The 25,076-nt window shown below is 73.1% G+C and carries 29 protein-coding genes and 1 pseudogene; 11 read left to right on the top strand and 19 right to left on the bottom strand.

Going from position 1 to position 25,076, the window contains the following annotated elements; genetic code table 11:
- From ACXJKG_RS07360 to ACXJKG_RS07345, 4 genes are all read right to left on the bottom strand, one after another.
- Positions 1 to 600: thiamine pyrophosphate-binding protein (locus ACXJKG_RS07360; RefSeq protein ID WP_456845103.1), on the bottom strand; the 600-nt coding region annotated here is incomplete at its 3' end.
- Positions 597 to 1,550: an o-succinylbenzoate synthase gene (locus ACXJKG_RS07355; protein WP_456845097.1), complete on the bottom strand. Its 954-nt coding sequence runs from the start codon at positions 1,548 to 1,550 to the stop codon at positions 597 to 599. The genes ACXJKG_RS07355 and ACXJKG_RS07360, both read right to left, overlap by 4 nt.
- Before the next feature lie 9 nt (positions 1,551 to 1,559).
- The gene (locus tag ACXJKG_RS07350) at positions 1,560 to 2,129 is read right to left on the bottom strand and encodes a TetR/AcrR family transcriptional regulator (RefSeq protein WP_456845096.1); all 570 of its coding nucleotides are present in this window, start codon (positions 2,127 to 2,129) and stop codon (positions 1,560 to 1,562) included.
- Positions 2,126 to 2,452 (bottom strand): DMT family transporter, encoded by a 327-nt coding sequence (locus tag ACXJKG_RS07345; protein WP_456845095.1) that lies wholly within the window; start codon positions 2,450 to 2,452, stop codon positions 2,126 to 2,128. Before ACXJKG_RS07345 ends, ACXJKG_RS07350 begins: the two co-directional genes overlap by 4 nt.
- Positions 2,453 to 2,557: 105 nt before the next feature.
- Between ACXJKG_RS07345 and ACXJKG_RS07340 the strand changes: the two genes are divergently transcribed.
- On the top strand, positions 2,558 to 3,526 hold the full coding sequence (locus ACXJKG_RS07340; RefSeq protein ID WP_456845094.1) for a 1,4-dihydroxy-2-naphthoyl-CoA synthase: 969 nt from the start codon (positions 2,558 to 2,560) through the stop codon (positions 3,524 to 3,526).
- A 4-nt stretch (positions 3,527 to 3,530) separates the two neighbouring features.
- On the opposite strand, the gene ACXJKG_RS07335 is transcribed toward ACXJKG_RS07340, so the two are convergent.
- From ACXJKG_RS07335 to ACXJKG_RS07325, 3 genes are all read right to left on the bottom strand, one after another.
- The gene (locus ACXJKG_RS07335; protein WP_456845093.1) at positions 3,531 to 3,689 is read right to left on the bottom strand and encodes a hypothetical protein; all 159 of its coding nucleotides are present in this window, start codon (positions 3,687 to 3,689) and stop codon (positions 3,531 to 3,533) included.
- A gap of 109 nt (positions 3,690 to 3,798) precedes the next feature.
- On the bottom strand, positions 3,799 to 4,881 hold the full coding sequence (locus ACXJKG_RS07330) for a DUF3048 domain-containing protein (protein WP_456845092.1): 1,083 nt from the start codon (positions 4,879 to 4,881) through the stop codon (positions 3,799 to 3,801).
- Positions 4,882 to 4,964: 83 nt separating this feature from the next.
- Positions 4,965 to 6,062 carry a DUF3048 domain-containing protein gene (locus ACXJKG_RS07325; RefSeq protein ID WP_456845091.1) on the bottom strand — a complete coding sequence of 366 codons (1,098 nt, stop codon included), beginning with the start codon at positions 6,060 to 6,062 and terminating at the stop codon, positions 4,965 to 4,967.
- Positions 6,063 to 6,155: 93 nt separating this feature from the next.
- On the opposite strand from ACXJKG_RS07325, the gene menE reads away from it, so the two are divergent.
- Positions 6,156 to 7,307 (top strand): o-succinylbenzoate--CoA ligase, encoded by a 1,152-nt coding sequence (gene menE, locus ACXJKG_RS07320; protein ID WP_456845090.1) that lies wholly within the window; start codon positions 6,156 to 6,158, stop codon positions 7,305 to 7,307.
- Positions 7,304 to 8,176, top strand: a complete 873-nt coding sequence (locus ACXJKG_RS07315; protein ID WP_456845089.1) for a 1,4-dihydroxy-2-naphthoate polyprenyltransferase — start codon at positions 7,304 to 7,306, stop codon at positions 8,174 to 8,176. Before menE ends, ACXJKG_RS07315 begins: the two co-directional genes overlap by 4 nt.
- Here the strand turns inward: ACXJKG_RS07315 and ACXJKG_RS07310 are convergent.
- Positions 8,173 to 8,475: a DUF4229 domain-containing protein gene (locus ACXJKG_RS07310; RefSeq protein ID WP_456845088.1), complete on the bottom strand. Its 303-nt coding sequence runs from the start codon at positions 8,473 to 8,475 to the stop codon at positions 8,173 to 8,175. The genes ACXJKG_RS07315 and ACXJKG_RS07310 overlap by 4 nt on opposite strands.
- A gap of 49 nt (positions 8,476 to 8,524) precedes the next feature.
- Between ACXJKG_RS07310 and ACXJKG_RS07305 the strand changes: the two genes are divergently transcribed.
- Entirely contained in the window at positions 8,525 to 8,851 is a 327-nt protein-coding gene (locus tag ACXJKG_RS07305) for a PLDc N-terminal domain-containing protein (protein ID WP_456845087.1), read from the top strand.
- A 4-nt stretch (positions 8,852 to 8,855) separates the two neighbouring features.
- Here the strand turns inward: ACXJKG_RS07305 and ccsB are convergent, their stop codons facing one another.
- The 6 genes from ccsB to ACXJKG_RS07275 are packed head-to-tail and all read right to left on the bottom strand — an operon-like array spanning position 8,856 to position 14,198.
- The gene (gene ccsB / locus ACXJKG_RS07300) at positions 8,856 to 9,923 is read right to left on the bottom strand and encodes a c-type cytochrome biogenesis protein CcsB (protein ID WP_456845086.1); all 1,068 of its coding nucleotides are present in this window, start codon (positions 9,921 to 9,923) and stop codon (positions 8,856 to 8,858) included.
- Positions 9,920 to 11,575 carry a cytochrome c biogenesis protein ResB gene (resB, locus tag ACXJKG_RS07295; protein WP_456845102.1) on the bottom strand — a complete coding sequence of 552 codons (1,656 nt, stop codon included), beginning with the start codon at positions 11,573 to 11,575 and terminating at the stop codon, positions 9,920 to 9,922. Before resB ends, ccsB begins: the two co-directional genes overlap by 4 nt.
- Before the next feature lie 40 nt (positions 11,576 to 11,615).
- Positions 11,616 to 12,419, bottom strand: a complete 804-nt coding sequence (locus ACXJKG_RS07290) for a cytochrome c biogenesis CcdA family protein (RefSeq protein WP_456845085.1) — start codon at positions 12,417 to 12,419, stop codon at positions 11,616 to 11,618.
- Positions 12,419 to 12,988 (bottom strand): TlpA family protein disulfide reductase, encoded by a 570-nt coding sequence (locus ACXJKG_RS07285; protein ID WP_456845101.1) that lies wholly within the window; start codon positions 12,986 to 12,988, stop codon positions 12,419 to 12,421. The genes ACXJKG_RS07290 and ACXJKG_RS07285 overlap by 1 nt, the downstream gene beginning before the upstream one ends.
- A 16-nt stretch (positions 12,989 to 13,004) precedes the next feature.
- Complete coding sequence (locus ACXJKG_RS07280) at positions 13,005 to 13,661, bottom strand: histidine phosphatase family protein (protein ID WP_456845084.1); 657 nt, start codon at positions 13,659 to 13,661, stop codon at positions 13,005 to 13,007.
- 30 nt (positions 13,662 to 13,691) lie between these two features.
- Complete coding sequence (locus ACXJKG_RS07275) at positions 13,692 to 14,198, bottom strand: MarR family winged helix-turn-helix transcriptional regulator (protein WP_456845083.1); 507 nt, start codon at positions 14,196 to 14,198, stop codon at positions 13,692 to 13,694.
- Between the two features lie 107 nt (positions 14,199 to 14,305).
- Between ACXJKG_RS07275 and ACXJKG_RS07270 the strand changes: the two genes are divergently transcribed.
- Entirely contained in the window at positions 14,306 to 14,866 is a 561-nt protein-coding gene (locus tag ACXJKG_RS07270) for a YceI family protein (RefSeq protein ID WP_456845082.1), read from the top strand.
- 59 nt (positions 14,867 to 14,925) lie between these two features.
- Here ACXJKG_RS07270 and ACXJKG_RS07265 read toward each other — a convergent pair whose 3' ends face one another.
- Positions 14,926 to 15,624, bottom strand: a complete 699-nt coding sequence (locus ACXJKG_RS07265) for a redox-sensing transcriptional repressor Rex (protein WP_456845081.1) — start codon at positions 15,622 to 15,624, stop codon at positions 14,926 to 14,928.
- 49 nt (positions 15,625 to 15,673) lie between these two features.
- Entirely contained in the window at positions 15,674 to 15,952 is a 279-nt protein-coding gene (locus ACXJKG_RS07260) for a glutaredoxin family protein (RefSeq protein ID WP_456845080.1), read from the bottom strand.
- 122 nt (positions 15,953 to 16,074) lie between these two features.
- On the opposite strand from ACXJKG_RS07260, the gene ACXJKG_RS07255 reads away from it, so the two are divergent.
- Together ACXJKG_RS07255 and ACXJKG_RS07250 are read left to right on the top strand one after the other, a co-directional pair.
- A complete protein-coding gene (locus ACXJKG_RS07255) occupies positions 16,075 to 16,899 on the top strand; it encodes an HAD family hydrolase (RefSeq protein WP_456845100.1) in 825 nt (274 codons plus the stop codon).
- A gap of 5 nt (positions 16,900 to 16,904) precedes the next feature.
- A complete protein-coding gene (locus ACXJKG_RS07250) occupies positions 16,905 to 17,432 on the top strand; it encodes an N-acetyltransferase family protein (RefSeq protein WP_456845099.1) in 528 nt (175 codons plus the stop codon).
- Here the strand turns inward: ACXJKG_RS07250 and ACXJKG_RS07245 are convergent.
- Genes ACXJKG_RS07245 through ACXJKG_RS07235 form a run of 3 tightly spaced genes read right to left on the bottom strand, consistent with a single transcriptional unit; the run spans position 17,429 to position 21,296 of the window.
- Positions 17,429 to 18,466 (bottom strand): arabinan endo-1,5-alpha-L-arabinosidase, encoded by a 1,038-nt coding sequence (locus ACXJKG_RS07245; RefSeq protein ID WP_456845079.1) that lies wholly within the window; start codon positions 18,464 to 18,466, stop codon positions 17,429 to 17,431. The genes ACXJKG_RS07250 and ACXJKG_RS07245 overlap by 4 nt on opposite strands.
- 5 nt (positions 18,467 to 18,471) lie before the next feature.
- Positions 18,472 to 19,980: an arabinosylfuranosidase ArfA gene (gene arfA, locus ACXJKG_RS07240; protein WP_456845078.1), complete on the bottom strand. Its 1,509-nt coding sequence runs from the start codon at positions 19,978 to 19,980 to the stop codon at positions 18,472 to 18,474.
- The gene (locus ACXJKG_RS07235) at positions 19,977 to 21,296 is read right to left on the bottom strand and encodes an alpha-galactosidase (RefSeq protein ID WP_456845098.1); all 1,320 of its coding nucleotides are present in this window, start codon (positions 21,294 to 21,296) and stop codon (positions 19,977 to 19,979) included. The genes arfA and ACXJKG_RS07235 overlap by 4 nt, the downstream gene beginning before the upstream one ends.
- A 273-nt stretch (positions 21,297 to 21,569) precedes the next feature.
- Here ACXJKG_RS07235 and ACXJKG_RS07230 point away from each other — a divergent pair, with 273 nt between their 5' ends.
- The 4 genes and pseudogenes from ACXJKG_RS07230 to ACXJKG_RS07215 form a co-directional block, all read left to right on the top strand.
- Positions 21,570 to 22,922, top strand: coding sequence for an ABC transporter substrate-binding protein (locus tag ACXJKG_RS07230; protein ID WP_456845077.1), 1,353 nt, complete (start codon positions 21,570 to 21,572; stop codon positions 22,920 to 22,922).
- 71 nt (positions 22,923 to 22,993) lie between these two features.
- Positions 22,994 to 23,947 (top strand): carbohydrate ABC transporter permease, encoded by a 954-nt coding sequence (locus tag ACXJKG_RS07225; protein WP_456845076.1) that lies wholly within the window; start codon positions 22,994 to 22,996, stop codon positions 23,945 to 23,947.
- 17 nt (positions 23,948 to 23,964) lie between these two features.
- Positions 23,965 to 24,861, top strand: a complete 897-nt coding sequence (locus ACXJKG_RS07220) for a carbohydrate ABC transporter permease (protein WP_456845075.1) — start codon at positions 23,965 to 23,967, stop codon at positions 24,859 to 24,861.
- A 4-nt stretch (positions 24,862 to 24,865) separates the two neighbouring features.
- Positions 24,866 to 25,076 (top strand): annotated as a pseudogene (locus tag ACXJKG_RS07215) (arabinan endo-1,5-alpha-L-arabinosidase); the annotation flags it as partial.

Here is a 25,076-nt window from a genome sequence, read left to right as displayed (position 1 = left end):
GTGCACGGGTCCGGGGTCGCCCGTGCGTGCGCCGGTCGCGGCCGCGACGGCCCGGGACACCGTGCGCCGCAGGCCGCGGGCCTCGTCGGGCAGGCCGACCGGCGCGGGCACGTCGACGGCCAGGCGGACCGCCGTCCCGAAGATGCCSACCTGGTCGGTGGTCTGGTTGGCSCCCGTGCCGCGCAGCTCGTGCGGGCGGTCSGCGGTSAGCAGCAGCAGGGGCAGCCCGCTGTGGTGCGCCTCGAGCACCGCCGGGTGCAGGTTGGCGACGGCCGTGCCCGAGGTGGTGACCACGGCGACGGGCCGCGGGGGCTGGGGCTGGTCGCCGTGCGCCGACGCCTTGATCAGGCCGAGGGCCAGGAAGGCCGCCGACCGCTCGTCGACCCGCACGTGCAGGCGCAGGCTCGGCGCACCCGCAGGTCGATCCGGGTCCGGGCGAGCGGCATCGGCGAGCGCGTAGGCCAGGGGGGCGCTGCGGGAGCCCGGAGCGAGCACGACGTCCTCGACGCCCAGTGCCGCGAGCGCCTGCACCAGCACACGGGCCGCCGCCGTCGCCGGGTCGGGTCGCGGGGCCGGCGGCGTCGTCACGCCCGCCATCATGCCCGAGGCCGGACCGCGCCGACGCGCGATCGCCACCGCTCCGCGAGCTCGTCCGACCCGGCCGCGGCCGCGAGCGGCGCCGCGTCCGGCTCGGTGCGGCGGACGTCGAGAGCCCCGTCGACAGGCAGGAACGGTCTCGTGACCAGATCCGCTGTGAACAGCTGCGCGGTGGCCAGGCCGCACGCGTACGGCAGCTCGGGCAGCGCGGCGGCGAGGGCGACCCCSGCSGCGAGCCCSACGGACGACTCGAGCGCCGACGACACSACGACSGGCAGCCCGATCCGCTCGGCCAKCCGCAGGCACGCGCGAACGCCCCCCAGCGGCTGCACCTTGAGCACCACGACGTCGGCGGCGTGGGCCCGCGCGACGGCGAGCGGGTCCTCGGCCCGGCGGATGGACTCGTCGGCGGCGATCGGCACGTGGGTGCGCCGGCGCAGGGCCGCGAGGTCGTCGACCCCCGGGACCGGCTGCTCGGCGTACTCCAGACCGCCCGCCGCACGGTCGAGCACGGCCAAGCGGCTGACGGCGGTGTCGACGTCCCAGGCGGCGTTGGCGTCGACGCGGATGGCCCCGTCCGGGCCGAGCGCGTCCCGGACGGCCTCGAGGCGGGCGACCTCGTCGGCGAGCGACTGCCCGGGCTCGGCGACCTTGACCTTCGCGGTGCGGCACCCGCCGGACCCGCGCACGATCCGGTGGGCCGTCTCGGCGTCGACCGCGGGGACGGTCACGTTGACGGGGATCCGCGTCCGCACCGGCGGGGGCCAGCCCTCGTCGGCGGCCTCCACCGCGGCGCGCCACCAGGCGACGGACTCCGCGGCGTCGTAGTCCCAGAACGGGCTAAACTCCCCCCAGCCGGCGTCACCGCGCAGCAGCACGCCGTCGCGCACGGTCAGGCCACGGAAGCGCGTGCGCAGCGGGAGCGACCAGACGTGCAGGTCAGGGGCGAGCATCTGGCCACCCTACGACGCGCGGACCTGCCCCCAGGCCGCCGTCAGCAGCGCCGTGGCGGTCGCCCGGACCGGCCGCCGCTCGGTCAGCGCGGTGACGACGGCGCCGTCGACGAGAGCGATCGTGATGGCCGCCGACGTCGGGGCGCCGGTCCGTTGGACCAGCTCCCCCAGGACGTCGTCCACCACCGCACGCCCGGCGGCGAAGGCCCCCGCCAGCGCGGCGTTCCGACCCGCGCCGAGCAGGTTCTCGTAGTGGCTGCGGACCTCGTCGTCGTCGCCGGGCGGCAGGACGGCGTCCACGAGCACCCGGACCGCGGCAGCAGCGTCGCCCGCGGCCGCCGTCGCCAGCACCGCCCGGGCGTGGTCCGCCCAGGCCTCGGCCAGCGCGCCGCCCGCGGCCGCCGCGAGGTCGTCGAGCGAGTCGAAGTAGTAGGTGGTCGCCGACAACGACGCCCCGGCCTCGTGCGCCACGCGCCGGTGCGTGAGGGCACCGGGGCCCTCGCGCAGCATGAGTGCGGCGGCCGCCCGCGCGAGCTCGTCGCGGCGTCGCGCACCCTTGCCGCTGCTGCCGTGCGTCACGCGTGGCCCCCGCCGGACAGGTTCAGGCCGACGACGCCGGCGACGATGAGCACCAGCGACACGATCTTCAGCACCGACACGTTCTCGTGGAACACGACGATGGCGAGCACCGCGGTGAGCGCCGCCCCGATGCCCACCCAGACGCCGTACGCGACGCCGACGGGCAGGGACTTGAGCGCCCAGCCGAGCCCGGCCATGGACGCGACGGCGAAGACGACGAACGCGATGCTCGGGCCGAGCTTGCTGAACCCGTCGGACGCCTTGAGGCTGAGCGCCCAGCCGGCCTCGAGCATGCCGGACAGGATGAGAACGACCCAGGCCATGGTGATGCACCACTCTCTACGTGCGCGCCGGGTGTCAGCTCCGCCGTCCCGCGCACTTTCTAGTACGAGCGTACCAGATTCTTGGAGCGCGGCTAGGCTGCCGCCGTGACTGCTGAGCTGCCGACGTCCGTCTCCGACACCTTCGACCCGACGCGCTGGCGCACGGTCGACGGGTTCGAGGACCTCACGGACCTCACCTACCACCGGGGCTACGCGCGGCCGACCGCCGACCAGGAGGCGGCCGGCGCGGTCGCCCGGGACCTGCCCGTGGTCCGGGTCGCGTTCGACCGGCCCGAGGTCCGCAACGCGTTCCGCCCCCACACGGTCGACGAGCTCTACCGCGTGCTCGACCACGCGCGCACCACCTCCGACGTCGGCACCGTGCTGCTGACCGGCAACGGACCGAGCCCCAAGGACGGCGTCTGGGCGTTCTGCTCAGGCGGCGACCAGCGCATCCGCGGCCGCTCGGGCTACCAGTACGCGTCGGGCGAGACCGCCGAGCACGTCGACCCGGCCCGCGCGGGCCGCCTGCACATCCTCGAGGTCCAGCGCCTGATCCGGACCATGCCCAAGGTCGTCGTCGCGCTGGTCAACGGCTGGGCGGCCGGCGGCGGGCACTCCCTGCACGTGGTCGCGGACCTCTCCGTCGCCAGCCGGGAGCACGCGCGGTTCATGCAGACCGACGCCAACGTGGGCTCGTTCGACGGGGGCTACGGCTCGGCGCTCCTGGCCCGGCAGGTCGGCCAGAAGCGGGCCCGCGAGATCTTCTTCCTGGCCCGCGAGTACTCGGCCGACCAGGCGCTGGCCTGGGGTGCGGTCAACGACGTGGTCGATCACGCGCAGATCGAGGAGGCCGGGCTGGAGTACGCCCGGATCATCGCGACCAAGTCGCCGCAGGCCGTCCGCATGCTCAAGTTCGCGTTCAACCTGGCGGACGACGGGCTGGCGGGGCAGCAGGTGTTCGCCGGCGAGGCGACGCGCCTGGCGTACATGACGGACGAGGCGGTCGAGGGGCGCGACGCGTTCCTGGAGCGCCGGGAGCCGGACTGGTCGGGCTTCCCGTACGCGTACTGACCGGCTAGCGCCCCGCGAGGGCCCAGCCGGCGACGTCGACGACGGCACCGATCACGCCGGCCGCGCCCACCAGCAGGGCGACGAGGACGAGACCGGAGACGACGACGGCGCCGAGCGAGCGGACGTCGTGCTCGGTGGCTTCATGTGTCGTGTGAGTGGCCATGCGTCGAGCCTCGCCCGGAGGCACGGCGTGCCACATCGGCCGCCGGGCCCCCGTCCTGGCCGACCTGGGGTGGCCGACCCGGGCGCCGATGTCATCCCGTGGGCGGACCTCAGCTGAGCGCCAGCGAACCTGTCCCGGCCGGCACCAGCTCCACCCACGTGGTGCCGGGTGCCAGGTCGGCCGGCAACCCGTCCGCGGTGAACAGCCGCATGGGGGCGTCCTGCGAGTCCTGCTGCCAGCGGACCGGCACGACCTTGCCGCCCGTCGCGACGACGCCGTCCCCGGCGCCGATCAGCGAGTACGTCGGCACGGGCGCGCCGCCCTGGGCCCCGAAGCCCGTGTTCGGGTGGTCGGCGGTGATCGAGACGACGTTGACCGCCGACAGCCGCGCGCCGCTGCGGGCCGTCGCCGGCGCGCCACCCTCGGACCGCAACCACGTGCCGCTGCCCGGGTCCCACGTCCACGACGGGCTCGAGGCGGGCGAGAGCCGGAACGCGAGCGTGGTCGCGGGCGTGCCGGCCACGATCGCCGTCGCCCGGTCGGCGCTGCGCGCKAACGTGAACTGCTCCCCCGGGGGCGCCTGGTGGTCGGCGTCGGCGAGTCCCCAGAACGTGCTCGGCGTGCCGTAGACGTTGTGCGGCGCGGCCCGGTCCTTGGTCCGGTACATGCCGGGGGCGCCGGCGTCGTGGCTGATCATCTGGATGCCGCTGGCCGCGACCAGGTCGAGGATGCCGGGCTGGCCGCCGGAGAACGCCAGCAGGCCGTGCATCGGCGCGAGGATCACGGGGTCCATGGGCCGCACGGAGCGGATGGGGCCGACCTCGGCGGGAACCTGCGAGTGGTAGACCGCGATGAACCGCGACACGTCGAACTCGACGATGGTCTCCCAGACGACGTCGGCCTGCTCGAGCCCCGTCTGCGGGCGGGCCACGGCGGTGTTCTCGATCTTGACCGCCAGCGCGGGCCGCGGGGCCGGGTCCCCGGGCACACCGGTCAGGGGCCACGTCGGGGCGACGACCGGCACGGGGGCGGCACCCTTGTCCGGCGCGATCGTGGCGCCCTGCGTGACCGGCGGGGGCGTCTCCTGGACGGGCGCGGGGGTCGTCGGGGAGCACGCGGCGACGGCCAGCGCCAGGCCTGCGAGCAGCGCCGCTGTGGCGCCCCGCACCCCTCGTCGTGTGGTCGTGGTCATCGCGCTCCCCCGTCGGTGTCGAGCAGGGGACCAGGCTGCCACGGCGACCCGCCCCCGTCCGGGAGCACAGGCCGCGGGCGTCGTCAGCCGATCGTGACCGAGCCGGAGTCCTGCGGGACGAGCTCCACCCAGGTGGTCCCGGGGGCGAGGGTCAGGACGGCGCCGTCGGGCGTCGCGAGGGTGAGGACGGCGTTGGTCCCCGACTTGGTCCAGGTGCCGGTGACGGTGTGGCCGCCCGTGGAGACGGTCGCCTCACCCGTGCCGTCGAGCACGGTCTCGGGGACCGGGTTGCCCGCCGGGTCCGTCGTGCCGGAGTTCACCAGCCGGACCTTGAGGGTCACCACGTTGGTGGCGGCGATGCGCGCGCCCGAGCGGACGACCGCAGGGGCCGAGCCCTCCGCGCGCAGCCACGTGCCGCTCGCGGCGTCCCAGGTCCAGGTGGGCTTCGCGTAGCCGGAGAGCTTCACCGACACCGTCGCGGACGGACCACCGGCGACGACGGCGGTCGCCTGCTCCGGGTGCTTCGCCATGACGAACTGCTGGGCGGGGGCGGCGCTGTGGTCGGCGTCCGCCTGGTCCCAGAACGTCTGCGGGGTGCCGTACACGTTGTGGGGCGCCGGGCCCACGCCCTTCTTCCGGTAGAACCCGGCCGCGCCGGCGTCCTGGCTGATCGTCTGCACGCCCGCGGCCTGCAGCGCCTGCACGAAGCCGGGCTGGCCGCCCGAGAACGCGATGAGCCCGTGCATCGGCGCGACGATCGCCGGGTCCATCGGCCGCACCGACCGGATCGGGCCCACCTCGGCGGGCACCTGCGACTGGAACACGGCCACGAAGCGGCTGATGCCGCCCTCGACGACCTCCTCCCACACCACGTCCGCCTGGTCGAGACCGGTCTGCGGGCGGGCCTCGCCCGAGTTCTCGATCTTCACGGCGAGCGCGGGCCGCACGGCCACCTCGGTCGCGGCCACACCGGTCAGCGGCCAGCGCGGCTGGACCACGGGGGCGGGCGGGGCGGCCTTCGCGGCCTCGATCACCGGGGCCTGCGTGACGGGGGCGGCGGACGTCGGGTCGGCCGTCGGCGACCCGCTGCACGCACCGAGCAGGAGGCCGGCGCCGGTGGCCAGCGCGGCCAGCACGAGGGACCGGCGGCGGGCGGGCGAGGCGGTGAGGACAGACGACACGATGCTCCTTCGGGTGTGAACCGCGCGACACTCTACGGGCTGACGGCGGCCCTCCCGGGCGGCCACGCCCCTGGGCGGACCTACGCTGGTCCGGTGATCCGGCCGCTGCGTGACGTCCCCGCGCGGCCCGACGACCTGGTGCCGGCCCTGCGCGCCGCCCTCGACGGCACCGGCCCGGCGGTCTCCCCGGTGGGCGGTGCGACCTCCGCGTCCGTCGCGGACGAGGTCGACGAGGGCGTCGCCGTCGTGGTCCGGACCTCGGGCTCCACGGGCGAGCCGCGCGCGGTCCTGCTCTCGGCCGCGGCCCTGCGCGCGTCGGCTGCGGCGACCCACGCCCGCCTCGCCGGTCCCGGACGCTGGCTGCTCGCCCTGCCGGTGCAGCACGTGGCCGGTGTGCAGGTGCTGGTGCGCTCGGTGCTGGCCGGGACCGCGCCGGTCGTCCTCGAGCCCGGGCCGTTCCGGGCACCCGCGTTCGCGGCCGCGACGTCCGCGCTGGGCACGGACGTTCCGCGGTACACCTCGCTGGTGCCCACGCAGCTGGTCCGGCTCCTCGACGACACCGCCGGGACGGCGGCCCTCGCGTCGTTCGACGCCGTGCTGCTCGGCGGCGCCGCGGCCCCGCCCGAGCTGCTCGAGCGCGCCGGGGTCGCGGGCGTGCGGGTGGTCACCACCTACGGCATGTCCGAGACGTGCGGCGGGTGCGTCTACGACGGGGTCCCCCTCGACGGCGTACGTGCCTCGCTCGACGACGACGGCCGGATCCTGCTGGCGGGCCCGGTCCTGGCCGACGGCTACCTGGGCCGCCCGGACCTCGACGCGGAGGCGTTCGTGCAGGTGGACGGGGTCCGCCACCTGCGGACCACGGACCTCGGGCGCTGGTCCTCGGGCACGCTCACCGTGCTGGGCCGCGCCGACGACGTGCTGGTCACCGGCGGCGCCAAGGTGCCCCCCGGGCCGGTCGAGGCGGTGCTCTCGGGGCTGCCGGGCGTCGACGAGGTGTGCGTCGTCGGCGTGCCGGACGCGGAGTGGGGACAGGCCGTCGTCGCGGTCGTCGTGACCCGCCCGGGCGCCCGCCCCCCGACGCTCGACGACGCCCGCCGCGCCGTGACCGACCGCCTCGGCGCGGCCCACGCGCCGCGCCACGTGGTGGTCACGGACTCGCTCCCGGTCCGCGGGCCGGGCAAGATCGACCGTCGGGCGACGGCAGAGCTCGCCGCCCGCTCCCTCGAGAGGACCCCCACGTGACGACTGCCAGCGACTGGGTGCAGGGCGCGCGACCGCGCACGCTGCCCGCGGCGGCTGCCCCCGTGCTCGTCGGCACCGGTGCCGCGGCCCAGCTGGGCGAGGCCGACCTCGGCCGTGCCGCGCTCGCGCTCGGTGTCGCGCTCGCCCTGCAGGTCGGCGTCAACTACGCCAACGACTACTCGGACGGCATCCGGGGCACCGACGTCGATCGCGTGGGCCCGCTGCGGCTGACCGCGTCCGGGACCGCGAGCCCGGGCACCGTCAAGGGCGCCGCCTTCACCGCGTTCGGCGTCGCCGCCCTGCTCGGGCTCGCCCTGGTGTACCTGAGCGGCCAGTGGTGGCTGCTCGCCGTCGGCGCGCTCGCCATCGCCGCGGCCTGGGGCTACACCGGCGGGAGGCGGCCGTACGGGTACCGCGGGCTGGGCGAGGTCGGGGTGTTCCTCTTCTTCGGGCTCGTCGCCGTGCTCGGCACCACGTACACGCAGGCCGACGAGCTCTCGTGGCCCGCGTGGGTCGGGGCCGTCTGCGTCGGCATGCTCGCGTGCGCCCTGCTCATGGCCAACAACCTGCGCGACGTCCCCACCGACGCCCTCGTCGGCAAGCGCACCCTCGCCGTGCGCCTCGGTGAGCAGCGGTCCCGACGCGTCTACGCCGTGCTCGTGGTCCTGCCGGTGCTGCTCGGCGGGATCGGCTGCGCCTTCGCCACGCCGTGGACGCTCCTCGTGCTGCTGCTGCTCGCGCCGTCGGTGGTCCTCGCAGTCACGGTGCTGCTGGGAGCCCGCGGGCGTGCGCTGGTGCCCGTGCTCGCCGGGACCGGGCTGCTCGAGCTCGCGTTCGGCGTGCTGCTCGGTGTGGGCCTGGCGCTCTAGCCCGCGCCCGACGTGTCGTCGCGGGCGGCCTCGTCGGCCGCGTCCTCGAGGTCCGCGTCCTCCTGCGCACGCTTGCCCAGGACGGTCTTGTCACCCGCGGCCCGGCGCCGCTCCGCGCGTTCGGCCAGCTGCAGGGCCGCCGCGTCGCGCGGGCCGCTGAGCAGCACGTACGACAGCCCCCAGGCGAGGAACGCCGCGACGATCACCACCAGCCACGACCGCAGGCCGACCCACCAGAGCAGACCGAGGCAGACACCGAAGAGCGCGAGGCGCAGGACCGAGTAGACGACGAAGGGCACGGTCACCAGCGTAGGCCGCGCCCGCGCCGTGGACGTCTACGCTGACGAGGTGAGGAACCTTGTCGTCCTGCTGCTGATCGGCCTGACCGTGTACTGCGTGTTCGACATCGTGCGCAGCACCGCGCCGGAGCGGCTCGGTGTCCACCCGGTCTTCTGGGTGCTCCTCGTCGTGTTCGTCCCGCTGCTCGGGGTCCTCGCGTGGCTCGCGGTGAAGTGGTCCCGGGGCACGGCGTACGCGGGGCAGGAGGCCCCGGCTGCCCCCGCGCGCCGGCGGCCCGCCGCGCCCGACGACGACCCCGAGTTCCTCTGGCGGCTTGACGAGGACCGCCGGCGGGCGGACGGCGGCACGACCGACGAGACCCCGCCGACGGCCTGACGGATCACATGCCCGAGTAGGAATGCTTCCCGGAGACGACCAGGTTGACGACCGTGAAGTTGGCGAGCACGGCGGCGTACCCGACGAAGACGAAGTAGGCGGCCCGGCGACCGCTCCAGCCGCGCGTGGTGCGGGCGTGCAGGTAGGCCGCGTACGTCACCCAGGCGACGAACGTGCCGACCTCCTTGGGGTCCCAGCCCCAGTAGCGGCCCCAGGCGTGCTCGGCCCAGATGGCGCCGCCGATCAGCGTGAAGGTCCACAGGACGAACGCGACGGCGTTGAGGCGGAAGGCCATGGCCTCGAGCTCGCGCGCGCCGGGCACCTGCTCGAGCCAGCCCATCCTGGGCCCGCTGACGAACCGTCGGAACCCGTCGGACCTCCGCGCAGCGACGACCAGCGACCCGTCGGCAGCGGTGGACGCGCCGGCCCCGACCGTCACCACGGGGGCGTCGGCGACCGCGAGGCCCTCCTCGCGGTAGCTCTTGAGCACCTGCAGCACGGAGGCGGCGAACGCGACCGTGAAGATGCCGGTCGCGGTGATGGCCACGCCGACGTGCAGGATCAGCCAGTAGCTCTGCAGGGCGGGCTGCACCTGGTCCGCCTGGATGTAGAACACGTTGAGCGCCAGCACGAGGGCCAGGACGGCGATGCCCATGACGAGGACGCCGACGAAGGCGATCACCCGGCGGCGCTGCACGATGGTCAGCACCAGCACGGCCACGAACGTGCCGACGATCGTGAACTCGTACATGTTGGCGGTGGGCCACCGACCGGCGGCGACGCCGCGCAGCACGATGCCGGCGAACAGCATGATCAGGCCGAGGATCGTGGTCGAGCGGGCGATGCCCTCGGCGCGTGCGGACCGACCCGGCGCGCTCTGGGCCTCGGACCCGGCGACGGCGGTCGCGGGCCGCGAACCCCCGGTGACCGCGCCCGCCGTGGCGAGCTCGGGGACGCGCTTCTGCGCCCGTTCCGCGATGCGCGCGAGGTCCACGCTGTAGGCGATCAGCGCGATGGTGAACGCGGTCGCGGCACCCCAGACGAGCAAGGTGCTCAGGTCACCGGTGGTCATGGCGTGCCCTCTCCTGAGGTCGGGCCGCCGGGGGCGGCCGGAGATCTGTCGTGCGTGCGGGCGAGCGTCTCGGTCAGAACCCGGTCGAGCTCGGGCTGGAGGCCGACGTCGTCGCCGCGGGCCAGCCCGGCCGCGGTGACCACTGTACGACCGTGGCCGTCGTCGTCGCCGCCCGGCGCGAACCGGAGCCAGAGGCGGCGCCGCGGGGCGAACAGCGAGGTCGCGAGCCCGGCGAAGGCGAGCAGCGCGAACACGAGCACGAAGATCAGCGCCGGGTCGTGGCGCAGGTCGAGTGCGACGTACCGCGGCAGGTCGTTGAACGTGAGGGTGCCCAGCCCGTCGGGGAGGTCGACTGTCTCGCCGGGGCGGACGTACAGCGTGATCGCCTTGCCCTCGGCGTCGACGGCCTGGGTCATCCGGGCCTCGTCGAGCTGGTAGACGTTCTGCGGGACGCCGGTGTCGAGCCCGAGGTTGCCCTTCCAGACCGAGAGCACCAGCAGGGGGTCCGTCGGCTGCGGGTCGACGGACCGGTAGAGGTCGTCGCCGACCTCCTGCGCGGTGGGGAGCAGGTAGCCGACGATGCCGATCTGCTCCTGGTCGCCGGAGACGTCAGGAACCTTGAGCACGCCGCGCGAGGTGTACACGTTGTCCTGCGGCAGGAACGGCGTCGGACCGGCGAAGGCCACCTGACCTGCGGCGTCGTGCACCGTGATGTCCGGCGCGTAGCCGTTGCCCTGCAGGTAGACCTTGGCACCGCCGGCGTCGAGCGGGTGGTTGACCTTGATGGTCTTCTTCTCCGGCGCCTCGCCCGGGTTGGTCAGGGTGACGTGCGCGGTGAAGTCGCGGGACTGCAGGGTGTCGGGGTCGAACCGGGCCTCGAAGTCGTCGAGCCGCAGGGTGAACGGCACGAGGCTCGTGGGCGAGTAGGCCGTGCCCTGCTCGAAGGTGTCGTAGTCGACCTGCGCGTTGGCGAACCCGCGGCCCTGCACGACGATCGCCTGCCCGCGGTAGTGCAGCACCTGGCCGGTGGCCACGGAGATGAGCAGCCCGACGAGCGCCAGGTGGAAGACGAGGTTGCCGGTCTCGCGCAGGTAGCCGCGCTCCCCCGACACCGACCACGTGCCGGCGCCCTCGTCGCGGGTCTCCACCCGGTAGGTGGGCACGAACGGGAGCCAGCGCCAGCCGCCGCGGAGCACCGCGGCGGCGTCCTCGACGGCGTCCTGCGGCGACACGGACGTCGATCCCGACGCCTGCGCGGGGAACCGCCCGAACCGGCGGGGCGCGCGCGGCGGACGGCCGCGGACCCCGGCGAGGTGGACCTTCGTGCGCGGCAGGATGCACCCGACCAGCGAGACGAACAGCAGCAGGTAGATCGCCGAGAACCAGACCGACGAGTAGACGTTGAAGAACCCGAACCGGTCGAGCCACGGCCCCAGGGTCGCGTGGTCGGTCAGGTAGGTCGAGACCTTGTCGGCGTTCTGCGCGCGCTGCGGCCAGACGGTGCCCGGCACCGCGGCGACGGCCAGCAGCATGAGCAGCAGCAGAGCGACGCGCATGCTGGTGAGCTGCCGCCAGGCCCAGCGGCACCAGCCGACGAAGCCGAGCGTGGGCAGCGTGGGCGGGGTCGACGCCGGAGCCTCGGTCGGCTCCATGAAGACGTCGGAGAGGCCCTCGGGGCGGTGGGTCGTCACGTCACACCACCGGCACGAACGGGTCGCCGCCGACGAGGACGCCCTGCAGCCAGGACGACCAGGTGCCCCACACGCCGGTGACCAGCGCGATCCCGAGGACCACGAGCATCGCGCCGCCCAGCCGCATGATCGCGAGGCGGTGCCGGCGCAGGAACGCGAGCGCGCCGGCGCTGCGCTCGACGAAGATCGCGACCAGCAGGAACGGCAGCCCGAGGCCCAGGCAGAAGGCGACCGCGAGCAGCGCTCCGCGGCCGGCCGAGCCCCCGTCGAGCGAGAGCGTGAGGATCGCGGCGAGGGTCGGGCCGATGCAGGGCACCCAGCCGAGCCCGAACGTGATGCCCAGCAGGGGCGCGCCCCACAGGCCGGCGCGGGGCGCGAGGTGCACGCGCCTCTCGTTCTGCAGGAACGGGATCAGCCCGAGGAACCCCAGCCCCAGCACGATGACGACGACCCCGAGCACGCGGGTGATCTGGTCCTGGTACTCGACGAGCACCCCGCCGAGCGAGCCGGCGAGCGCGGCGAGCGCGACGAACACGGCGGTGAACCCGGCGACGAACAGGGCGACCCCGAGCACGACCCGGCTGCGCGCGGGGGCGGTCCGGACCAGCGTGGTGCCGCCGGACGCCCCGAGGCGGTCCGCCGTGCCGGTCATGCCGCCGAGGTAGCCCAGGTAGCCCGGGACGAGCGGCAGCACGCACGGCGACGCGAACGAGACCAGCCCGGCGATGACCGCGACGGGGATCGCCAGCAGCAGCGAGCCCGAGGTGACGGCCCGGCCGAAGGCGTCGCCCGCGTCGGCGAGCATCACGACGTCGGCGCTTGCTCGGCGAGGAGCCCGTCGACCATCGAGCGCAGCGTCGACGGGTCGGCCAGGCCGAGGATGCGCCCGGCGACCTTCCCGGAGCGGTCGAGCACGACGGTCGTCGGCACCGCGTTCACGGGGACGGTGCCCTGCAGCGCGGCGATCGCGGTGCCGTCGGTGTCCGCGAGGCTGGGGTACGGCACCGAGAACTGGCGCTCGAAGGCCTGCGCGGAGCCGGCGTCGTCGGTGCGGTTGATGCCCAGCACCTGCACGCCCTGGGCGGCGTAGTCGGTGGCCAGCGCCGCGAGGTCGGGCGCCTCGGCGCGGCACGGCGGGCACTGGGCGTACCAGGTGTTGAGGACCACGACGTCGCCCCGCCAGTCGGCGACGTCCTGCGCGGTGCCCTCGAAGTCGGTGCCGGACAGCTCGAGCGGCCCGGTGCGGTCCCCGACCGCCCACGTCGTCGTGCTGCCGTCGCCGGACTGGTAGCCCTGGTCCGCGACGTCGTCCGTGCCGGTCGACGTGCCCGGCGCGCACCCGGCGAGAAGCAGCACGGCGGCGGTCACCGCAATGAGACCTCGACGCACGTCAGGCCCCCGCGACCGAGGAGACGCCGGGCAGGAGCGAGCCCGCGGGCTCGCTGTAGCCGATGCCGACGAGGGTGTCGCCGTCGTAGCGCAGGCTGGTCAGGGACGCGACGGAGCACTGGCGGCGGCGCGGGTCGTGCCACAGGTGGCGGTTCTCCAGCGCCAGGCGGGTGACCCAGACCGGCAGCTGGTGGCTGACCAGCACGGCCTCGTGCCCGCGGGCGATCTCCCGCGCGGCGTCGACCGCAGCGAGCATGCGGTCGACCTGCTCCTTGTACGGCTCACCCCAGGACGGCTTGAAGGGGTTGCGCAGGTACGGCCAGTGCTCGGGGTGCCGCAGCGAGCCGTCGCCGACGCCGAACGTCATGCCCTGGAAGTGGTTGCCGGCCTCGATGAGACGCTCGTCGGTGCCGATCTCGACGCCGAACGCCCCGGCGATCGGTCCCGCCGTCTCCTGGGCACGCTGCAGGGGCGAGGCGATCACGGCGACGACGTCGCGCCGGGTGCCGCCGGACTCGCCCGCCAGGTGGGCGGCGACCATGTCGGCCATCGCCAGACCGCGCTCCGAGAGCCGGTAGCCGGGCAGCCGTCCGTAGAGCACGCCGTCGGGGTTGTGCACCTCGCCGTGCCGCATCAGGTGGATCGTGGTCGCGACCATGGGCTCAGTCTCGCAAACACTCCTGTGCGCTCAGCACGCGGGAAGCTCTCCCTCGACGTGACACGCGCCACCCGTCAGGTGCAGGCGGACCGCCTCCATGGCGTCACCGAGCGCCGCGAACTGCTCGTCGGTCAGCACGTCGACGAGGTGGTCGCGCACCGACTGCACGTGCTGGGGCGCGGCCGCCACCAGGACCTCCCAGCCCTTCTCGGTCATGACGCAGTTCACCCCGCGCGCGTCCTCGACGCAGGGGGCCCGGGTGACCAGGCCCCGCTCCTCCATGCGGCGGATCGTGTGCGTCAGGCGGCTGCGGGAGTGCGCGATGTTGTCGGCCAGCTGCGCCATGCGCAGCGTGCGGTCGGGAGTCTCGGACAGCCGCACCAGCACCTCGTACTCGTGCGTGGACAGCCCCGTGTCGCGCTCGAGCTCGTGCTCCAGCGCCGCGAACAGACGGGCCGCGCCGCCGCGGAACGCGCGCCAGTGGGCCTGCTGCTCGGCGGTCAGCCACTCCACCGTCGTGGGTGTGTCAGTGGTCACAACGGGGCCTCCGTCCTCGGGTCTGGGGTTGCGGGTCTGGTGCGAGTGTAGTACAACTTTGAACTAACAGTTTTGGTTGACGTTTCAACAACCACGGAGGACACGCCATGAGCACCGCCACCACCACCGTTCTTCCCACCGGCCTGACCACGGGCACCTGGGCGGTCGACGCCTCGCACACCGAGGCCGCGTTCACGGTCCGCCACGCCGGCATCTCGAAGGTCCGCGGCACCGTCGCGGTCACCGAGGGCACCGTCGTCGTCGGCGAGGACCTGACGACCACGTCCGTCTCCGTCACGCTGGACCCCGCCACCGTCACCACGGGCGACGCGAACCGCGACGGCCACCTCAAGAGCGGCGACTTCTTCGACGTGGAGAAGTTCGGCCAGTGGACGTTCGTCTCGACCGAGGTCCGCGAGGCCGGCAAGAACTACGTCATCGCCGGCGACCTGACGATCCACGGCGTCACGCAGTCGGTCGAGCTCGACACCGAGTTCAACGGCACCGCGGTCGACCCGTTCGGCAACACGCGTGCGGGCTTCGAGGCCACCGTGACGATCTCCCGCAAGGACTTCGGGCTGACCTGGAACGCGGCCCTCGAGGCCGGCGGCGTCCTGGTGTCCGACAAGGTCGTCATCGCGCTCGACGTCTCCGCCATCAAGGGCTGACGCAGCACCCGCAGCACCGCGTACGGCCGGGTCCACGACGGGCCCGGCCGTTCGCATGCTCACGCGCCGGTACCGGTGCGCCGGCGGTCGTGGAAGGCGAGGATCTGCAGCTCGGAGGCCACGTCGACGGCCCGCAGGTCCACGTGCGACGGCACCCGCAGCGAGCGCGGCGCGAACGTGAGGATGCCGACGACGCCGGCCGCCACGAGCTCGTCGCACACCTGCTGCGCCGCGGTGGCGGGCGTGGCGATGATGCCGATCGTGGCGTCGTTGCCGCTGACCACCTCGAAGAGCGCCTCCGGGGGCTGCACCACCAGGCCGGCGACCGTCGTGCCGACCACCGCGGGGTCGGCTTCGACCAGCCCGACCACCGCGAACCCGCGCTCCGCGAACACCGAGTAGCTGGCCAGCGCGTGCCCGAGGTTGCCGATGCCGACGATGACGACGCGCCGCTGCGTGGTCAGGCCCAGCACGACCGCGATCTGCTCGGAGAGGTGCAGGACGTCGTAGCCGACGCCGCGCCGGCCGTACGAGCCCAGGAACGAGAGGTCCTTGCGCAGCTGCGCGGGGCTGACGCCGGCCCCGGCCGCGAGCTCGTCCGACGACGTGGTGACGACGCCCTCCGCGGTGAGCGAGTGCAGCGCGCGCAGGTAGCCGGGGAGCCGCGCGACGGTGGCCGGGGGCACGCGACCACGCCCGGCCGCACCGGGCTCCGTCGCCCTGGCGTGCGCCCGGGGTCCCGTCCGCTGCGTGTCCACATCGACTCCCGCGACGCCCCGTCGAGCCCGGTCGCCCGGGCCCTGCTGGTCAGGCTAGGGGTCGCGGCCCGGCCGCGGTAAGGGTTCGACGCAGACGCGCCGCGTCGATCCGCCAGTAGCCCTGCTGGACCCCGTCGACCTCGACCACCGGCACCAGCTCGCCCAGCTCGTCGACGAGGTCCCGGCCGGGTGCGAGGGCGGTGTCGATGTCGACCTCGACCCAGTCGTCGCCCGTCTCGGCGCACACCGCGCGCACGACCTCGCGCGCCTCGTCGCACAGGTGGCAGCCCGCGCGGCCGAAGAGCACCACCCGCGTGTTCGTCGTCATGCCCCCAGGTTCTCACCGAGCGGTCACCTGTGAGCAGGTGGAGCGGGGCACGTCGGGGGCGTGAGCCTCGTTACAGTGGCCAGGTGCGTCAGGCGTCCGGGAACCCGCCCGCCCCCGCTCCCGTGCTGCGGGACCCGGGGTCCGGTCCGGACGGTCCCGGCACCGGCGCGTTCTTCGACGTGGACAACACGATCATCCGCGGGGCCAGCGCGTTCCACCTGGCCGTCGGCCTGTACCGGCGTGGGTTCTTCCGCAAGCGCGACCTCCTGGAGTTCGGCTACCACCAGTTCCGGTACCTGACCTTCGGGGAGAACAAGCACCAGATCGACGAGGTGCGCAGCCGCGCGCTGTCGATCATGAAGGGGCACTCGGTCGCCGAGGTCACCGCGATCGCCGAGGACGTCTACGACGAGGTGCTCTGCCTGCGCATCTACCCCGGCACGCAGCGGCTGCTCGACCAGCACATCGCCGCCGGCCACTCGGTCTGGCTGGTCACGGCCACCCCCGTGGAGATCGGCACGATCATCGCCCGCAGGCTCGGCGTGACCGGGTCGCTGGGCACGATCGCCGAGCACGAGGACGGGTTCTACACCGGCCGGCTGGTGGGCGACATGCTGCACGGCCAGGCCAAGGCCGACGCGGTACGGGCGATCGCCCAGGAGCAGGGCATCGACCTCGAGTCGTCGTACGCGTACGGCGACTCGACCAACGACGTCGCGATCCTCTCCGAGGTCGGGTTCCCCTGCGCCATCAACCCGGACCGGCGCCTGCGCCGCTACGCCGCCGAGGTGGGCTGGCCGGTGCGCGAGTTCCGCAACCGCCGCCGCAACGCGCGCCGCGGCACCACCGTGGCCAGCCTGGCCGGCCTCGCGTGGGCGGCGGGCCTGGTGACGCGAGCCGTGGTCCGCTCCTGGCGCGGCACGCACGACGGGGAGGACGTCCTGTGAGCACCCTGGAGGCGACGGTCCGCCCCGCCGAGCACACCGACCTGGGTGCGCTCGCCGAGCTGGCGGCGATCACGTTCCCGCTCGCCTGCCCCCCGGGCTCGACCGCCCAGGACCAGCAGGAGTTCATCGCGACCGTGCTCTCGGCCGAGCGGTTCGCGGAGTACCTCGAGGACCCCAGCCGGACCGTCCTGGTCGCCGAGGACGGCGTCCTGGTGGGGTACACGATGCTGGTCGCCGGCGAGCCGACCGACGAGGACGTGCGGGCCGCCCTGCACCTGCGGCCGACCATCGAGCTGTCCAAGTGCTACGTCCACCCCGACCACCACGGCGCGGGCGTCGCCCACGCGCTGATGACCGCGTCGCTGGAGGTCGCCCGAGAGCGCGGCGCGCAGGGGATGTGGCTCGGCGTCAACCAGCAGAACGCCCGGGCGCAGGCGTTCTACACGCGCTCGGGGTTCGCCGTCGTCGGCACCAAATACTTCACCGTGGGCACCCGCATCGAGGACGACTACGTGCTGGAGCGGCCGCTCTAGCCGTCCTGCTCCGCACGCGTCGTCGCCACGGGCCACCCCTCGTCGTCCCACGCCAGCTCGCGGATCTCGAGCCGGAAGTCGCCGCCGGCGGCCGCGTCGTAGTAGTGGAACGCGAGGTACCCGCGGGACACGGACTGACCGCCGGGGCCGATCATGTCGCCGGTCGACGTCAGCAGCTGCTCGCCGCCGTCGAGCGTCATCTCCGACCCGGACCGGTCGACGTACGGGCCGGTGACCTCCCGCGAGCGGCCGACCGCGATGTTGTACGTCGAGTCGGTGCCCTGGCAGCAGGCGTCGCGCGAGACGAACAGGTAGTACCAGCCGTCGTGCAGCACCACGTACGGCGCCTCGATCGCGTTGGGCGGCGAKGTGCGGCTGGCGATCGTCGTCGGCTCCGCCCCGGCCGCGACCTTGCCGGACGGCCAGGTCAGCTCGACCAGCTGGATGCCACCCCAGAACGAGCCGAACGCCATCCACGGGGTGCCGGCGGCGTCCTCGACGACGCCGGGGTCGATCGCGTTGTAGTCGGTCTCCCCCGGCTCGGACCCGATGACCTCGCCCTGGTCGACCCACGCGTAGTCGGGGTCGTCCGGGTCGAGCGTGGTGTTCGTCGTGAGCCCGATGACGGACCTGTTGGAGCCGAACGTGGACGCCGCGTAGTAGAGGTAGAACGTGCCGTCGTGCTCGACGACGTCAGGCGCCCAGAAGTTCGACACCCCCGGCACGGCGTCGTAGACCCACTCGGGCCGGGTGGCGGCGTCCCAGACGGTGCCGACGAGCTCCCAGGTCAGGCCGTCGTCGGTGGACCGCCGGATCTGCGGCGCGCCGAGCCCCGTGCGCACGTCGCCGGTGGAGAACACGTACCAGGGCTCGCCCTCGGCGCCCGCGACCAGCGCGGGGTCGTGGGTGCGGATGTCCCCGCCGAGGGACAGGGCCGTCGCGGCGGGAGCCGGGTCGGACCGCAGTGCGGCCGCGGCCCCGGCACCCCCCAGCAGGGCGAGGGCGACGACGCCCGCCACGACGGCTCGGCGCACGGCGGTCAGACCCCCAGCCGGACGACGTTCCAGGAGACCGGCGGCACCTCGACGGTGAGCCGGCCGTCCCGGACGACCGCGGACGCGTTGGCCCGGGGCGTCACCGAGGTGTCGTCGTCGGCCGTCGCCGACCAGGTGTGGTCGGGGTTGGACAGCGTGGTCGCCTCGACGACGCGCAGGCCGGGCAGCGAGCGGGCGTCGACCTCGAGCGTGACGGTCTCGGTCAGCGAGCGGTTGACCGCGAACAGCGCGACGGCGCCGGTCTCGGGGTCCCGCGTCGCGACGGCGTCGACGAGCGCGGCGTCGCCGTACTTCGCCGTCTCGTACGTCGGCGACTCGACCGCCACCTGCAGCACGTCGCCGACCGCGTAGCGCGACGCCTGGGCGAAGGGATGGAAGATCGTCTGCTTCCAGGACCGGCCGCCGGGCTCGGTCATGATCGGCGCGATCACGTTGACCAGCTGCGCCAGCGACGCGGAGTGCACGCGGTCGGTGTGGCGCAGCAGGGAGATGAGCAGGTTGCCGACGACGACGGCGTCCGCGACGTTGTACCGGTCCTCGAGCAGCACGGGCGCGACGGGCCAGTCGTGCCCGGTCGGCGGCTTCGACTCGGCGCGGTGCTGGTACCAGACGTTCCACTCGTCGAACGAGATGTGGATCCGCTTGTCCAGCTTCTTGTGCGCGCGCACGGCGTCGGCCGTGGCGCTCACCGACTCCACGAAGTGGTCCATGTCCACGGCCGAGGCCAGGAACGAGCCGAGGTCGCCGTCCTCCTCCCAGTAGTAGGCGTGGGCGGAGATGAGGTCGACCTGCTCGTACGCCTCGGTGAGCACGATGCGCTCCCACTCGCCGAACGTCGGGATGGCGACGCCGGACGAGCCGCACGCGACCAGCTCGAGGTCGGGGTCGACCATGCGCATCGCGCGGCCGGTCTCGGCGGCCAGCCGGCCGTACTCGTAGGCGGTCTTGTGCCCGATCTGCCAGGGGCCGTCCATCTCGTTGCCCAGGCACCACATGCGGACGTCGTACGGGTCGGGGGCGCCGTTGGCGCGGCGCTGGTCGGACAGGCGGGTGCCGCCGCGGACGTTGCAGTACTCGAGGAGGTCGACGGCCTCCTGCACGCCGCGCGTCCCCAGGTTCACGGCCATCATCGGCTCGACCTCGGCCAGCTTCGCCCAGCGCATGAACTCCTCGACGCCGACCGTGTTGGGGTCGGTCGAGTGCCACGCGAGGTCGAGGCGAGCCGGGCGCTGGTCCCGCGGGCCGACGCCGTCCTCCCAGCGGTAGCCCGAGACGAAGTTGCCGCCCGGGTAGCGCACCGTGCTGACGCCGAGCTCGCGGGTCAGCTCGAGCACGTCCTTGCGGAACCCGTCGGCGTCGGCCGTCGGGTGCGCGGGGTCGTGGATGCCGGTGTAGACGCAGCGGCCGAGGTGCTCGACGAAGGAGCCGAACGTGCGCCGGCGGACCGGACCGACCCGGAAGGCCGGGTCGAGGGTGAGTCGGACGGGGATCATGGGGTCTCCTGGTTCGGTCGGTGGTCGAGCGCGGTCCAGCGCACGCCGTGGGACGAGAGCTCGAGGACGAGCGCGCCCTCGGGCTCCCACGTGGTGGTGTGCAGGTCGGGGGTGGCGCCGGGGTCCCACAGGTCCCGGGTGGTCCAGTCGTCCCTCGCGGCGGCGTGGCCGACCAGTGAGGAGAGCGGGAGCGAGACGGTCCGCGCCTGCGGGCCGGTCCAGAACGCGGCGACGTAGGTGGTCGCGTCCTCGACCGCCGTCCAGACGATCAGCTCGCCGTCGTCGAGCGGTTCGCGGACGATCTCCCGGCCGCCGGTCGCGTTCCGCAGCACGTGGCCGACGGCGGGGTTGGCCAGCAGGTCGAGGGTCGCCGGGTCGCTGGTCGGCAGGTCCCCACCGACCATCAGCGGCGAGCGGCCCATCACCCAGAGGGTGAGGATCGTGCGCTGCTCGTCGGGGGTGAGCCTGCTGTGCCGGTCGTCACCGCGCTCCGCGCGCAGCCCGATGCGGCCGAGCGGCAGCATGTCGGCGTCCGCCCACCCTCCGGGCCGCTGCAGGGGCGCCCACCGGGCCAGCCGCGCGAACTGCGCGTGCACGTCCTCCCAGCGGTCCCACAGGTCGTCGGAGATCCGCCACATCTGGGCGTGCCGGCGCAGATGGTCGACCTGCGCGGTCGACAGGTGGGTGCCGGGCGACAGCGACAGGACGAGGTCGCGGCCGGAGCGTTCGATCGCCCGCGCCCACGCCTCGATCGCGTCCGGGTGGTACGGCGCGAGCATGTCGTCGACCTTGAGGAAGTCCACGCCCCAGCCGGCCAGCTGCGCGACCAGACCGTCGAGGTACGTCTGCGCCGCCGGGTGGTCGTGGTCGAGGCCGTAGTTGTCGGAGTTCCAGGGGCAGACCGAGGTCGTGTCGGCGGCGTCGCGGGCCGTCCAGCCCGTGCCCTCGACGGGCAGGTCTCGCTCGACGGCGAGCCTCGGGATCCCGCGCATCATGTGCACCCCGAACCGCAGGCCCAGGGCGTGCACCTCGTCGGCGAGCGGGCCGAAGCCGCGTCCACCTGCCGCGGACGGGAACCGGTTCTCGGCGGGCAGCTGCCGCCCGAAGGCGTCGAGGACCAGCGACGAGCCGTCGTTGTAGCCGTGCGCGCGGGCCGCTGGGTCGTACCAGTCGATGTCGACCACGACCGTGTCCCACCCGTGCGGCAGCAGCGTCTCGGCCAGCACGCGGGCGTTCGCCAGGACCTCGTCCTGCGTCACGGTGGTCCCGTAGCTGTCCCAGCTGTTCCACCCCATCGGCGGGGTCTGCGCGTGCATCGACATCGTCAGCCCCTTCGCCGTCGGTCGCTTCTACATCGTTGTAGACGCATCATGCACGGCCCCTCCGACGGCGTCAACCGGGCCGTTATGCGTTCGTGGCTTGACCCCGCGCCACTTCTCGTGTCATGTTCTACATCGTTGTAGATCAACGTTGTAAATGCGACGCTGATCAGACGGACCGAGGTCAACGACGACCCTGACGGACCTGCCCCCCAGCGGTCCTGACGCGACCGTGACCTCACACATCCTCGGGATATGGGAGGCAGGACGATGAAGAGGAACAGGCTCATCGCCGGCGCTGCGTTCGCCGCGGTCGCCGGGATGCTCGCGCTCACGGCGTGCAGCGGCGGCGACGGCGGAAGCGACGGCGGTGACAAGCAGATCACGTTCATGTTCCGCGGCGGCGCGGACGAGAAGGCGGCGTACGAGGCCGCCATCGCCAAGTACACGGCGGACACCGGCGTGAAGGTGAAGGTCATCGTCACCGACGCCGACCAGTACGCCACCAAGCTCCAGGCGGCCGTGGCCGGCAACAACGTGCCCGACGTGTTCTACATCGAGCAGGCCAGCCTGCAGTCGTACGTCAGCTCCGGCGTGCTCGCGGACATCACCGACGAGGTGGAGGCCAGCGGCGTCGACCTGGACAACATCTGGCCCTACGGCGTCGACTCCTACCGCTTCGACGGCGAGCTCCAGGGCACCCCGGACGGCGCGCTCTACGGCCTGCCCAAGGACGTCGGCCCGTTCTCGTTCGGCTACAACAAGACGATGCTCGAGGCCGCGGGCATCCCGCTGCCCGACAAGGACACCCCGCTCACGTGGGACCAGTTCGTCGACATCAGCAAGCAGCTCACCAAGGACACCGACGGCGACGGCGCGGTCGACCAGTGGGGCACCGGGCTCAACGTCCAGTGGAACCTGCAGTCGATGGTGTGGAGCAACGGCGGCGACTGGACCAACGAGGACCGCACCAAGGTCACCGTGGACACCCCCGAGTTCGCCGACGCGCTGCAGAAGTTCGCGGACCTCACCAACGTCGACAAGGTCACGCCGTCGGCCTCCGACGCCGCCACGCTCGACACCTACCAGCGCTGGATGGCCGGGCAGATCGGCTTCTTCCCGGTGGGCCCGTGGGACGTCTCGGTCTACAACGACCTCGACTTCGACTACGACCTGATCCCCTGGCCGACCGTCGGCGACGGCGGGACGGCCACCTGGCTCGGCTCGCTCGGCATCGGGGTCTCCGCCACGTCGAAGTACCCGGACGACGCCGTCAAGCTCGCCACGTACCTGAGCACCGACGCCGACGCGCAGCAGACGCTGGTCGACGCCAACGTCCAGATCCCGAACCTCGTCGACATGGCGCAGACCTGGGCGGCGGAGGAGGGCGCCGAGCCCGCCAACCGCCAGGAGTTCCTGGACATCGCGCAGGAGTACGGCCGCGCGATGCCGGCCGCCTTCACCTACGGCGCCGAGTGGTACGACGAGCTCTGGACCAACATCCAGCCGGTGCTCGACGGCAAGCAGACGGCCGCCGACTACCTGGCCGAGGAGCAGCCGAAGATGCAGAAGCTCCTCGACGAGTCGAACGCCAACGCCGAGCAGGCCGCGGCCGGCAAGTAGTCCCACCCCTCCCTGATCCCGCCGCCCGGGCACGCCCCCGGGCGGCGGGATCCCCCGGAAAGGACCTCGCGATGACCGCGACCCTCGAGTCGACGTCGACCGGCGCCGCCGGCCTGACGCCCGAGCAACGGGCGAAGAAGGCGAGCCGCCGCCTGCACCGCGCGGAGCACCGGTGGGCGCTCGCGTTCGTCGCCGCGCCGATCATCGGGTTCCTGCTGTTCACGCTGTACCCGATCTGCTTCGCGGTCTACGCGTCGCTGACCAGCTGGAACGGCCTGGGCCCGATGACGTTCGTGGGCCTCGACAACTACGTGACCCTGTTCGGCGACGAGTACTTCCGCATCTCGCTCTACAACACGTTCTTCTACATGATCGGCATCCCGATCGGCCTGGCGCTCTCGCTGCTCCTGGCGCTCGCGCTCAACCGGAAGATCCACGGGCGCACGGCGTTCCGGACCATCTACTACGTCCCGGTGATCTCCTCGCTGGCCGCGATCGCGATCGTGTGGCAGTTCGCCTACAACGGCGACTTCGGCCTCATCAACCAGGTGCTGGCCTGGTTCGGGATCGACGGGCCCGACTGGCTGCAGAACACCGCGACGGTCAAGCCGGCCATCATCATCATGGCCATCTGGAAGGGGCTCGGGTACTCGATGCTCCTGTACCTGGCCGCGATCCAGGGCGTGCCCGCGTCGCTGCACGAGGCCGCGGCGCTCGACGGCGCCAACTCGTTCCAGCGGCTGCGGAACATCACGCTGCCGATGGTSCGGCCGGTGACCTTCTTCCTSGTCGTCACCAACATCATCGCCGGGTCCCAGATCTTCACSGAGATCAACATCATGACSCCSGCSGGCGGCCCSGAGTTCAGCTCCGCCTCSATCGTCTGGTACATCGTCCGCAAGGCCTTCAAGTACCAGCAGATGGGGTACGCGACGGCGATGTCGATCGTGCTCGGCGTGCTCGTCTTCGTCATCACCTTGATCCAGTTCCGCCTCAACCGGCGCAACAGCTTCAGCATCGACTGAGGAACGGAGACGCAACCATGGCCACGACCCTGATGAAGCCGCCCACCCAGGCCCCGACCGACCGACCCCGGACAGGTGCGCAGCGGGAGAGCCGCCTCGGCAACGCCGCCCTGTTCGTCCTGCTCGCTGTCGGCTCGCTGGTGATGCTCGCGCCGCTGCTCTGGATGTTCACCACGGCGCTCAAGACCAAGGTGCAGGTGTTCGCCCTGCCCCCGGTCTGGATCCCGAACCCGCCGCAGTGGGACACGTTCGTGCGGATGTGGACCGAGGCCCCGATCCTGTCGGGCTTCAAGAACAGCCTCATCGTCGCGCTGAGCGTGACGGTCATCGGCACGTTCACGTCCGCGCTCGCCGCGTTCGCGCTGGCCAAGCTGCGGCTGCCCTACAAGAACACGATCTTCCTCGTCCTGCTCTCGGGCCTGATGGTGCCGTACCCGACGATCATGATCCCGCAGTTCGTGATGTTCTCCCGGCTGCACTGGGTGGACACCCTGCTGCCGCTGATCGTCCCCCTGCTCTTCGGGAACATCATCATGATCTTCTTCCTGCGGCAGTACCTGTCGACCGTGCCCGACTCCATGATCGAGGCCGCCAAGATCGACGGGGCGTCCTACCTGCAGATCTTCCGCGTCATGATCATGCCGATGATCCGCCCGGCGATCGCCGCCCAGTTCATCCTCTGGTTCATGTTCGTCTGGAACGACTACCTGGCGCCGATCCTCTACCTGAACACCCCGGAGAAGCAGACGCTCCAGGTGGTGATCGCCAACCTCAACGTCGAGTTCGCGACGCAGCGGGACTACCCGCTGATCATGGCCGCGTCGTTCGTCGCGCTCCTGCCGATCCTCGTCGTCTTCCTCATCTTCCAGCGGCAGATCATCGAGTCCGTCGCGCTCACCGGCTCGAAGGGCTGACCCGATGCTCCCCGACACGGCCCTGTGGGGCGGCCGGCACGCGCACGACCCGACCGCRGTGCGCGACGACGACGGCACGTACTGGCTGTTCTCCACCGACGCCTGGGCGGACGGTCCCGTGCGGGCCGGCGTGCAGGTGCGGCGCTCGAAGGACCTGGTCGCGTGGGAGTTCCACGGCTGGGCGCTCGACGGGGTGCCCGCCGACGGTGCTGCGT

Source organism: Cellulomonas sp. P5_C6, assembly GCF_054049635.1.
Note: the sequence above shows the minus strand (reverse complement) of the source record. Positions and strands in the feature narration are given on the sequence as shown.

Coding starts and splice junctions, on each gene's coding strand:
- ACXJKG_RS07345 (WP_456845095.1), bottom strand. CDS start 2,452: ATGGCCTGGGTCGTTCTCATCCTGTCCGGCATGCTCGAGGCCGGCTGG.
- ACXJKG_RS07335 (WP_456845093.1), bottom strand. CDS start 3,689: ATGGCCACTCACACGACACATGAAGCCACCGAGCACGACGTCCGCTCG.
- ccsB (WP_456845086.1), bottom strand. CDS start 9,923: ATGACCACCGGTGACCTGAGCACCTTGCTCGTCTGGGGTGCCGCGACC.
- resB (WP_456845102.1), bottom strand. CDS start 11,575: ATGGAGCCGACCGAGGCTCCGGCGTCGACCCCGCCCACGCTGCCCACG.
- ACXJKG_RS07290 (WP_456845085.1), bottom strand. CDS start 12,419: ATGCTCGCCGACGCGGGCGACGCCTTCGGCCGGGCCGTCACCTCGGGC.
- ACXJKG_RS07280 (WP_456845084.1), bottom strand. CDS start 13,661: ATGGTCGCGACCACGATCCACCTGATGCGGCACGGCGAGGTGCACAAC.
- ACXJKG_RS07270 (WP_456845082.1), top strand. CDS start 14,306: ATGAGCACCGCCACCACCACCGTTCTTCCCACCGGCCTGACCACGGGC.
- ACXJKG_RS07260 (WP_456845080.1), bottom strand. CDS start 15,952: ATGACGACGAACACGCGGGTGGTGCTCTTCGGCCGCGCGGGCTGCCAC.
- arfA (WP_456845078.1), bottom strand. CDS start 19,980: ATGATCCCCGTCCGACTCACCCTCGACCCGGCCTTCCGGGTCGGTCCG.
- ACXJKG_RS07235 (WP_456845098.1), bottom strand. CDS start 21,296: ATGCACGCGCAGACCCCGCCGATGGGGTGGAACAGCTGGGACAGCTAC.
- ACXJKG_RS07230 (WP_456845077.1), top strand. CDS start 21,570: ATGAAGAGGAACAGGCTCATCGCCGGCGCTGCGTTCGCCGCGGTCGCC.
- ACXJKG_RS07220 (WP_456845075.1), top strand. CDS start 23,965: ATGGCCACGACCCTGATGAAGCCGCCCACCCAGGCCCCGACCGACCGA.